Source organism: Rhodococcus chondri (assembly GCF_036327435.1).
In the GTDB taxonomy this organism is placed as follows: Bacteria; Actinomycetota; Actinomycetes; order Mycobacteriales; family Mycobacteriaceae; genus Rhodococcus; species Rhodococcus chondri.
In genome coordinates, this window is record NZ_JAUZMZ010000168.1 from 1 (window position 1) to 9,851 (window position 9,851).

A 9,851-nucleotide genomic window follows, 5' to 3' on the forward strand; every position below is an offset into this window, starting at 1 on the left:
TCGTGGTGGCCGGCTCCGGCGCAGCGGCCTCGACCACGACCTGCTTCGGACTGGCCACCGCCCTACGCCTGGGCGCCGATGTGCAGGTCGCGGCGATCGACGGCACCTGGGGCGGCGGTAACCTGCTCGACCGCGTCGGTGTCGAACCGATCGATCAGGCGCGGACCATCCGCCAGCTCGGCTCCCGCATGGCCGTCAGCAGCGCCGGGGCCGTCGTCGTCGGCCACGGCGAAGGCACCGACTCTGCGCTGGTGGACAGCCTGCTCGCCGACCGCCGGCTCGCCCGCATCCACGATGTNGGGNTGGCGATGCGCTCTCGCCGGCTGACACCGCTGCTCGACGCCGGTGCCGCGATCGTCGTCGTCGCTCCGGCCCGGTCCGAGCCATTGAGCCGGATGCGCGACGGTCTCGAATGGCTCATCGGCGCATACGGGCGGGACGTGCTGACACGCACGGTGGTGTCGATCTCGCACCAGCTTCCGCAGCGCCTGGTCGATCTGAGCCCCATCCGGGAGGCACTGACCCCGCTGACCGCGGGATTCGTCGAAGTGCCCTTCGACGCGACCCTGGCTCGCCCCACCGCCGTCGATCACCGGCGCCTGTCGGTCGCCTCGATCGACGCCTGGACCGACGTGCTCGACGCCCTCGGCCGCATCGAGGCCAGCCACCACGACACCACCCACCGGACCGGGACCGAGGAGCTGGCATGAGCAGCAGAGAGCGCACCAGTGTCGAGGCTCGGGTCGAGCCGTACCCGGTGGCGGCCCCCGGACCTGGGGTGTGGCTGCTCGGCGCTCACGGCGGGGCCGGGGTCTCCACCCTCGCCCAGTACTGGAGCTTCGCCGACGATGCCCGGCACCAGTGGCCGTGTGGCACCGACCGTGAGGTCGAGTCGCCGTATGTGGTGGTGGTCTGCCGCGAAACCATCCAGGGCCTGAGCAGCGCTCACGATCTGATCCTCGAACACCGCAACCGGGGCCTGGCCTGCGAATTGCTCGGCCTGGTCACCGTGGCGAACGCAGCCGGTCAGCCGCCGAAGGATGTGCGTCAGTTGCGCTCGATCGTCTCCGGCGCTGTGCAGGCGCACTGGGCGATCGGCTGGCATCGCTTCCTGGCCTCGGCTGCCCGATCGAGCCTGCCCACCTGGCGCGCCCTCGACGGTGTGCCGGTTCAGACCAAGGGAGCCGTGATCGAGGTTCCCGAGGACGTGATCGCTGCCGGGGTCGGCATCGTCACGGCAATCCAATCGAATCTCCCGACCTTGTGGTCGGTGCAGTAATCACACGGAGGAAACTCATGCTCCACACGGTTGTAGATGCCGCGTATCTCGCGCAGGGTGCCGTCAATTTCGACATCAACCCGGAAGTGCCTCCGGGCGCGAACGGACTGCTCAAGCTGCTGAATTGGCTGCTGTGGGGGGTGACGCTCGCCTGCGTTGCGGCCCTGATCTTCTCGGGCGGCAAGTTCGCGTGGGAGAAGTGGCAGCACGGCTCGGGGGACTCGCCGAAGATGCTCGTCGGCAGCCTCGTCGGCGCGATCGTCGCCATCTCCGCCAACCAGATCCTCGGCGCCGTCACCAGCGCGGCATAGGACGGGACGAGCGATGCAGGTGTCCGCACAGGGCGTGGCCAGTCTTCCCAGCGACGTTGTCGAGGGTTTCCAGACGCTCCTGGGATACGCGGCCGGAATCGTCTTTCTCCTGTGTGTGGCCAAGGTGATCTTCGTCGGCGGACGCCTGGCGTGGGACCACAAGCACGGGGCCGGCCTCGAATCCCCCCCCGCGGCCGAGTTCGTCGCGGCCAATGTCGGCGCGATCCTCGCCGGCGGCGTGGCCGCCACCATCGCCACGATCCTGCTGGCCACCGCTCAGGGGCCCCAAGCCCAACAACTCGGAACGAGCCATGCCCCGACCGTGATCGACCAGCTCGAACAGATGCAACAGCAACAGCAACAGCAGCAACCCGACAACGAGGAGTAACGAATGAGGATGCGTCGGTGGGCGCGAGCAGCGGTGGTCGCGGTTGCGTTGGTCGCAGTGAGCTGCGGGGGATCGGAGACGACCGAGACCGCCGTGTCGATCACCGATCCGCCGCAGATCACTCGGTGGGTCACCGTCGGCGGCATCGAGGTGCCGATCGGCACCACCGACGGCCCCCGAGGCGGTGAATGGGAGCCCTTCGCCGGGTTCAGCCACACTCCGCAGGGTGCGGCCCTGGCGGCGATCACCCAGTCGGTGCAGCTGGCCACCGCCTCCGATCGCACCTGGCCGACGATCCTCTCCGGTGTGGCCGCCCCCGGTGAAGGCCGTGACCTGTACGCCGCCCACCGCTCTCTGGTGGAGATTTCGGAGACCGACCCCGAGATGGTGCCGACCATCGTCGGCTACACCGTCGACGAGTACAGCGATGACACCGCCACCGTCGATGTCGTACAGCGATTCTCGGACGATTCGCTCGCCTCCTCGACCACCCAGGTGGTGTGGATCGACGGCGACTGGCGACTGAACCTGCCCAGCGACGACACCACCGCCGTCACCGCTCTCGACGGATTGCCGTCGGAGCTGGTCGATCTCGAGGAGACCCGCAAGTGACCGAGCAGAACACCACCGGCCAGACCGGGGATCAGACCTCCGCCGCTCTCGACGCCGAGAACGAGCGGTCCTTGTCGGCAACGAAACTCACCATCGGGTTGGCGGCGGTGGCCGTCATCGTCGTCGTCGGAATCGTGCTCAGCATCGTGATGCTCTTCCGAGGGGATGACGCCGAAGCGCTGGTCGCTCTCGATCCGGCCACCGGAGGCGCTGCCACCGCTCAGGTCGAAGACGGGCTGTTCGAGCCGGACCCGGTCTTCGGCAAGTTCGACCGTGTCGTCTACGTGCCGCTCGACCCCACCGGCGTGATCCTCTCCGAGACAGTGGCGACCTCGAGCCGGCCCGTCGATCAGGCACCGAGTGGTGTGATGCTCCAGCGCATCCACGGGAACATGGACCTTCCGTTCTCGACTTCCGACGGCCCTACCGAGTTCACCGACAACGGCGTGGCCACCGGGTTCTCGCGCACGGCGCAGGGCGCGGCACTGGCCGCAGCCCACTACCTCGCGTACCTCATTGGTGGAGATAACCGCGCCGAGATGGTCGCGGAAGCGGGTCACTCGTCGGACCCGGCCGAGCTGCTGTCGGGATTGAAATTGCCCGACTACACGGCGGTTACGGCGATGCCGATGATCAACGTGTCCTTCCATCCCGATCTGACGCTGGTCAAGTTCGGAGCCACCGTCGAGCGGTCGAACGGGGCCGCCGAGGTCGAGGTACTGAAGCTCCCTGTGGTGTGGCGTGAGGGCACCGGATGGGTTGTCCAACTGGACTCGGCGGCCTTGAGCGGCGGGTTCGGTCGCCGTGATCTGCGCTGTCGTGATCGTCGGCATCGGCGCAGCGGGTGCGGCATACGCTCAGGACACCGCTCCGTCCGGGGACTCGTCCGGCGGCGGCATCGACAGTGCCGAGGTCGACGAGAACCCGGGATTCGACTGGCTCGAGACCGGTCTCGGGGGTGTGGCTTGCGCCAACCCTCTTGCGGCTGCCTTCAGTGGGGCCGTCAGTCTAACCACCGATGTAGACGTTCCCGGCTGCGCGGATGCAGCTGGCAACGTCGTCGATGCCGGTACGGGCGCGATCAAGGACGGCATTAATGACGCCGCTGCGGGTGCGGTCGAGAAGACAGCGCTGTGGATCGGCAATGCTGGCGTCGCGGTGCTGAAGTTCGCGCTCGGATGGTGGACCACCGGCACCTATGTGGACGGCTCGACCTTCCAGGAGACGGTCGCCACGGTCAACGACTACACCTTCTACATCCAGGTCGCCGCACTGTCGTTGTCGCTGATCCTGCTCGGTGGCCGATTGGCGCTAGCCCGGTCCGGCGCGATCCGCGACACCTCGGAAGAGGGCCTCAAACAGATGGCCCGGGCCGCGGTGCTCGCCGGGGGAGCCTCGACACTGATCGTGCTCGGCACCGAACTGTCGGACCAGATTTCAAACTGGTTCATGGACAGCGCGGTCGGCTCCGACCCGTCCCGCCTGGCCGAAGCGATGGTCTCGATCACCCTGTACTCCGGTCCGGCCGGCGTCGGCCTGCTGTTCCTGATCGGCATCATCGGAATGCTCGGCGGCCTGATGATGGCGTTTCTGATGCTGCTGCGCACCGGCCTGCTCGTACTCATGGCGGCGGCACTGCCGATCGCGGGCGCCGCCGGGGGCACCAAGGTCGGCAGCCAGGCATACGAGAAGATGCTGGCCTGGACCATCGCGTTCCTGCTGGTCAAACCGGTCGGCGCGTTCGTGATCGGGGTCTCGGCGATCCTGTTCCTCAAGGCCACCCCGACCATCACCGACCCCGAGAACGGGGACGGGTTCATGGCCCTGTCCGGGGTCATCACCTTGTGCGCCGCGGCCCTGGTACTGCCTGCCCTGATGCGCCTGATCGTCCCGAACGTCGGCGCACTCGGAGGCGGCGGCAGCGGCATGGCAGCAGCCGCCGGTGCGGCCGCGGTGGGCGCGAAGGTCGGCGGGATGATCGCCACCGGCGGTGCCAGCGGCGCCACGACCGGCGCTACCACCACCACTTCGACCTCGACAAGCACACCGAACCCTCCCCGTGGAGCCACACCGACCGGCTTCGGCGCAGCAGGTGATAGGCCGGGCGGCAACCAACAAGGGACGCCCCAGGGCAACGGCTCCGGCACCCCCGGAGGCGGCGCGAACGGCGCGAACGGACAGCCCGGTGGCAACGGGTCCGGCACTCCCGGCAGCGGATCACCCGGTGAGGCAGCGGTCGCGGCTCCTGTGGCATCCGGGGCCGGCCAGCAGTTCCACCGAGGGGGCTTCGAGCAATGAGCGACGAACCGACATTCACCACCTACGGCAACTGGCGCCGGCCCCGCGAAACCGGCCTGCTCGGGGCCACCTTCGGCACCTCGATCGCGGCGATCGCCGCCGCGGCCCTCGTCATCATCACCGGCCTGTTCTTCGGACTTCGCGTCTCTTTGCTGCTGGCGATCCCGGTGATCGTGTGTTTCATCCCCCTCGTCACCTCGCGTGACGGTCGCTCCGGTTACGAAAGGGCACTGATGCGATTCCAGTTCTGGCGCGGCCGCCGACGCGGTGAACACGCCTACGCCTCGGGCACGTTCTCCCGTGTTCCCGGCCGTGCGTACCGGCTTCCCGGTGTGCTTGGCGAAACCGAACTGTACGAAGGCATCGATTCGGACGGGCGCACCTTCGGCATGATCCACATGCCGAGCCGCAACGCCTACACGGTCGTCTTCGACGCCTACCCGCAGGGAGCCGAGGCCGTCGATCAGGACGTGATCGATTTCTACGTCGGCAACTGGGCGCAGTTCCTGTCCGGGGCGGGGGAGACCTCGGACATCCTCGCGGTGGTCACCACCGTCGAAACGCTGCCGGAGACCGGCATCGAGCTGTACGAGACGGTCCACCAGAACACCCGCGGCGATGCCCCGCAGCTGGCCCGCGACGCGGCCTACCAACTCGCCACCGGCCTGACCTCCGGCGGTATCCGCCTCGCGGCCCGGATCGCGATCACCTTCGAGGCCAAGACCACCGAACGCAGGCAGGACCCCTCCGAGCAGGCCGTCGAGCTCGGTCGCCGGCTGCCCGCCCTGACCGCGGCGGCAGCGCGGGCCGGTGTGCCGTGCTCACCGATGGACGCCGACGAGATCATGGCGTTCGTGCGCCGCTCCTACGATCCGGCGTCACTGGTCGATGTGGAGGCCGGCTTACATTCCGGTGAGGGCACCGGTTTGAGCTGGGAGGACTGCGGTCCGCGCACCGCACTCGAAAGCCCGGACGGGGGCAAGTACCTCCACGACGGCGCGGTGTCGGTGACCTGGGAGATGCGCGAAGCCCCCAAAGGCGCGGTGACCGAACGAGTCCTGCAGCGGCTGCTGACTCCGAACGAAGCCGTGCCGCTCAAGCGGGTGTCGGTGATCTACCGGCCGCATTCGGCCGGGGACGCGACCGACCTCGTGGACCGCGACTACCGCAACGCCCTCGCCGAAGCCAGCGGCGGCTCGCTCAAGAACGGGTCGATCGCCTCGGCGAAGTCCCAGATCGAGGTCGCCGCCACCGCGCAGGCCCGCATGGAGCAGGCCCGCGGCGCCGGGGTCGTGCGGTTCGGGTTACTCATCACCGTCACCGAACCGGCCGGCAGCTCCAATGTGCCGAAGATCGACGCCCTGGTCGAGGACCTCTCGCGCCAGAGCCGGCTGACGATCCGCCGCTCGTGGTGCTGGCAGGCCGCCGCGTTCGCATCGTCGCTGGGCGTCGGTGTCATCGCGCCCGACCACACCACCATCCCGTCGTTCCTGAGCAACTAGGGGCCAACTGTCATGGGTAAAGCCACGACCTCGACTCGGCTGAGTCAGGCGCGCAAGATCGCCACGTCGCTGCTCTCGGACGAGGAACTGTCCACCCTCGAGGACCAGGCAGCCTCGGCCACCGGCCTCACCAAGTTCTGGAAGAGCCAGCTCGCCGCGCGCCAGTACAACCTGCGCGCCCGGGTCGAGCGGCTGACCAAGACCAGCTCCGACGCCTTCGACCGGGAGGTGGCCGACCTCGACGAGCGTGGCTTCGACGGCCCCGGGGGTGGGCGCATGTCCACGGTGATGCCCCCGGTCGAATACCGCGGCACCTCGGTTCAGGTCGCCGGGATCTACCCGTGGATCGTCGGGGCCAAGGCCCCGTTGCTGGGCACCCCGCTCGGTCGGCACCTGACCACCGGCGCGGCGGTCGGGTTCGATCCGCTCTACGCCTGGAAGATGAAGGCGATCACCGCCCCGTCCTGCTTCATCTGCGCCCTCAACGGTTTCGGCAAATCGACGCTGCTGCGCCGGATCGCCCTCGGCGACATCGCTCGCGGCACGCTCGTGCTCGTGCCCGGTGACGTCAAACCGGACCTGCGGGTGCTCGCCGAACAGGTCGGCGGTCAGGTCAGCGAGGTCGGCTACGGCACCGGCGCGATCAACCCGCTCGACCGCGGCCCGATCGGGGATGCGATCGAACAGCTGCCCGCAGGCTCGCTGGAGCGGGAGAAGGCCGAGTTCGCGCTGCACGCCCGCCAGCTCAACATGATCTGTGCCCTGCTCGAGATCGTCCGGCGGGGCCGACTCGAGGACTTCGAGGAAACCCTGCTCGCCTCGGCGATCCGGCTGCTCTACGCCCCGGGCTCGCAGTTCGACAACGATCACGCGGCCCGCATCGAGGACCTGCTCAAGCTGATCGCCTCCGGCCCGGACGAGCTGAGGGAAGACGCGGTGGCCGACACCGAAGAGGAGTACCGCGGCCAGATCAAGCCGCTGCTGCGCTCGCTGCGCGCTTTGGTCAAAGGCCGGTTCGGGGAAACCTTCAACCGGCACAGCACCGTGCGCATCGACATCACCAAACCGATGGTGGACCTGGACATGTCCTCGGTCCCGCCGGGGGATGAGCTGATGCGGGCTGCGGTGCTTCTCGCCGGCTGGAACGAAGCGTTCGCCGCCGTCGAAGCTGCGCACATCCTGGCCGACAACAAGGTGCCCGGTGCGAAGTCGATCGCGGCGCACATCATCTTGGACGAGGTGTGGCAGGTGATCCAGACCGGCAGCTCGGCGGTGGCACGCCTGGATGCGGTGCAGCGGTTGCAGCGGTCGATGGGTGTGGCGATGACGCTGGTCACGCACTCACTCGCCGACTTCGAGAAGGTCGGCGCCCTGGGCATGATCGAACGCTCCCGCGCCCGCATCGTCGGCCCGGTCCCCGAAGCCGAACTCGACCGCCTCGCCCACTTCATGAAGTTCTCGCAGGCAGAACGCGCGATGGTCACCGGCTGGGCCAACGACACCACCTCCTCGGTGGAGGAGAAGAAGGCGCAGCGCCAGGCTCGCCGCCGGGTGACGGTGGAGCCAGGCGGTGAGCCGGAGCCGGTGGAGACCACCCGCACCGCGGCCGGTGTCGGGCACTTCCTGCTCAAGCTCGGCGAAGGCGCGACACCGGGCACCCCGTTCAAGGTGTGGGTGCCCCAGGCAGAGAAGGACTCCGGGATTCATGACACCGACGCTCGTCTGCGGGCCGCCGATGAGGATCGCGCCAAGGAGTTCGCAGCATGAGCCGGCGTCAGCGTCCCGGCCGTCGCCGGTACACCCTGGTCGATGACCTTACCCGTGAGGCAGCGATCGAGGCGGTCCTGGGGCGCATGAAGGCCGGGGACAGCTTCACCGGTGCTGCGCGTGCTGCCGCCCTCGGGCTCGAGGTGGCCGAGACGACGGTGCGGGGCTGGGTCAACCGTTCCGGCCGGCGTCCTCACCGCACCGAGCGCGAGGTGGCCGCCCTGGAGGCGGAGCTGGCGCTGGCGCGGGAGCTGAGCCGGGCGCTGGTGAAGCGGCACGGTGTCGTGGCCGAGGATCTGAGCCTGCGGTGAACGAGAAGGGGGGCACCGGGCTGGTCGCCCTGATCCTGGCGGTCACGCTCATTCCGTTCTTCCTGCTCCTGCTGCTGGTGATGGGGATTGCGGACGAGCAGGACCGCCGGGCCGGCACGAGCTGTCTCGCTCCCGGCTCCGGCCTGCGGTCGGGGGACAAGCTCGCGCCGAGGGGCTCGTTCCTCAAGCCGGTCGATCCCTCCGCCGTCACCGTCACCTCCGGGTTCGGCCAGCGCTGGGGTGCCCAGCATCAGGGCATCGACCTGGCGGGTGCCGTCGGCACCCCGATCTACGCCTCGGCCGACGGGGTAGTCCGCGAGGCCGGCCCCGCCAGCGGGTTCGGGCAGTGGGTGGTGCTCGACCATGTACGCGATGGCCGGCTCGTGTCGACCGTGTATGGGCACATCGAGACCTACACCGTCGAAGTCGGCGAGCAGGTCCGCGCCGGTCAGCAGATCGCCACCGTGGGCAATCGGGGGGAATCGACCGGCCCGCACCTGCACTGGGAAATCTGGCCCGGAGGCTGGGGAACCAGCGCGGTGGACCCGCTGCCGTACTACGAATCCGCTCCCGCACCGGGAGAGTCCTCGGCCGGGCCGACCACCCCGGTGCCGTCCGCCCCGTCCCAGGGGAGCTTGGCGCAGCCGTTGCCGCCGTCGGCCGGCTCCGAGCAGCGCCTGCAGGTCGATGCGAAGAAACTCGCTCGGGCACTGCACCTGCGCTTCGGCGACCGGATCGCGGGCCTCGGCGGGTGGCGCGCCGACGGCGGCTACGCGACCGATCACACCGAAGGCCGGGCTGTCGATGCGATGATCCCGGATTACCGCTCCGGCGACGGGGTGGCTCTCGGGGACGAGATCACCGATTACGTGCTGGCCAATGCGGATGCCTTGGGCGTCGAGTACGTGATCTGGCGGCAGACCTACTATCCCGTCGGCGGTGCCCCGAGTCTGATGGAGGACCGCGGCAGCGAAACCGAGAACCACTACGACCACGTGCACGTCAGCGTGCGCGGCCAGGGCACCGACGAGAGGTTGGTGTCGTGGGGGTCGCTGCCCGGTGGCAGCGGCAACGCCACCGCCGCAGCTGCCGACTGCCTCATCTCCGGTCAGGGCCTGGGCGACCGACTCGCCGACGGCAGTGTCCCGCTCGAGTTCGTGCCGTGGCTCGAGCGGGCCGGGTCGATCTGCCCGCAGATCACCCCGTCGTTGCTCGCAGCGCAGCTCGCCGCCGAGAACGGCTTCCGTCACGGGGATTCGGCTCCGGTGTCGCAGGCCGGGGCGAGGGGACCGGCGCAGTTCATGCCGGGCACGTGGGAGAGCTACGGCCAGGACTACGGCGGCGACGGCCGGGTGGACGGGGGCAGCAGCGGGGACGCCGTCA

At 69.1% G+C, this 9,851-nt stretch carries 10 protein-coding genes; all 10 read left to right on the plus strand.

What is annotated here, in order from left to right:
* Positions 1-706 precede the first annotated feature (706 nt).
* Positions 707-1,279: a hypothetical protein gene (locus Q8814_RS21445; protein WP_330154007.1), complete on the plus strand. Its 573-nt coding sequence runs from the start codon at positions 707-709 to the stop codon at positions 1,277-1,279.
* A gap of 17 nt (positions 1,280-1,296) precedes the next feature.
* The gene (locus Q8814_RS21450; RefSeq protein ID WP_330154008.1) at positions 1,297-1,590 is read left to right on the plus strand and encodes a hypothetical protein; all 294 of its coding nucleotides are present in this window, start codon (positions 1,297-1,299) and stop codon (positions 1,588-1,590) included.
* Between the two features lie 13 nt (positions 1,591-1,603).
* Positions 1,604-1,978, plus strand: coding sequence for a hypothetical protein (locus Q8814_RS21455; RefSeq protein ID WP_330154009.1), 375 nt, complete (start codon positions 1,604-1,606; stop codon positions 1,976-1,978).
* Between the two features lie 9 nt (positions 1,979-1,987).
* A complete protein-coding gene (locus Q8814_RS21460; RefSeq protein WP_408015961.1) occupies positions 1,988-2,590 on the plus strand; it encodes a hypothetical protein in 603 nt (200 codons plus the stop codon).
* On the plus strand, positions 2,587-3,687 hold the full coding sequence (locus Q8814_RS21465; protein WP_330154011.1) for a hypothetical protein: 1,101 nt from the start codon (positions 2,587-2,589) through the stop codon (positions 3,685-3,687). Before Q8814_RS21460 ends, Q8814_RS21465 begins: the two co-directional genes overlap by 4 nt.
* A 61-nt stretch (positions 3,688-3,748) precedes the next feature.
* Positions 3,749-4,888, plus strand: a complete 1,140-nt coding sequence (locus tag Q8814_RS21470; protein ID WP_330154012.1) for a hypothetical protein — start codon at positions 3,749-3,751, stop codon at positions 4,886-4,888.
* On the plus strand, positions 4,885-6,390 hold the full coding sequence (locus Q8814_RS21475; protein ID WP_330154013.1) for an SCO6880 family protein: 1,506 nt from the start codon (positions 4,885-4,887) through the stop codon (positions 6,388-6,390). Before Q8814_RS21470 ends, Q8814_RS21475 begins: the two co-directional genes overlap by 4 nt.
* 12 nt (positions 6,391-6,402) lie before the next feature.
* Positions 6,403-8,157, plus strand: coding sequence for an ATP-binding protein (locus tag Q8814_RS21480; protein WP_330154014.1), 1,755 nt, complete (start codon positions 6,403-6,405; stop codon positions 8,155-8,157).
* Positions 8,154-8,468 carry a hypothetical protein gene (locus Q8814_RS21485; RefSeq protein WP_330154015.1) on the plus strand — a complete coding sequence of 105 codons (315 nt, stop codon included), beginning with the start codon at positions 8,154-8,156 and terminating at the stop codon, positions 8,466-8,468. Before Q8814_RS21480 ends, Q8814_RS21485 begins: the two co-directional genes overlap by 4 nt.
* On the plus strand, positions 8,465-9,851 hold a 1,387-nt coding region (locus Q8814_RS21490; RefSeq protein ID WP_330154016.1), incomplete at its 3' end, for a peptidoglycan DD-metalloendopeptidase family protein. The genes Q8814_RS21485 and Q8814_RS21490, both read left to right, overlap by 4 nt.

Excerpts from the sequence above, each read along its gene's own strand:
- Q8814_RS21475 (WP_330154013.1), top strand. The coding sequence starts at position 4,885 with ATGAGCGACGAACCGACATTCACCACCTACGGCAACTGGCGCCGGCCC.
- Q8814_RS21450 (WP_330154008.1), top strand. The coding sequence starts at position 1,297 with ATGCTCCACACGGTTGTAGATGCCGCGTATCTCGCGCAGGGTGCCGTC.
- Q8814_RS21445 (WP_330154007.1), top strand. The coding sequence starts at position 707 with ATGAGCAGCAGAGAGCGCACCAGTGTCGAGGCTCGGGTCGAGCCGTAC.
- Q8814_RS21455 (WP_330154009.1), top strand. The coding sequence starts at position 1,604 with ATGCAGGTGTCCGCACAGGGCGTGGCCAGTCTTCCCAGCGACGTTGTC.
- Q8814_RS21460 (WP_408015961.1), top strand. The coding sequence starts at position 1,988 with ATGCGTCGGTGGGCGCGAGCAGCGGTGGTCGCGGTTGCGTTGGTCGCA.
- Q8814_RS21480 (WP_330154014.1), top strand. The coding sequence starts at position 6,403 with ATGGGTAAAGCCACGACCTCGACTCGGCTGAGTCAGGCGCGCAAGATC.
- Q8814_RS21485 (WP_330154015.1), top strand. The coding sequence starts at position 8,154 with ATGAGCCGGCGTCAGCGTCCCGGCCGTCGCCGGTACACCCTGGTCGAT.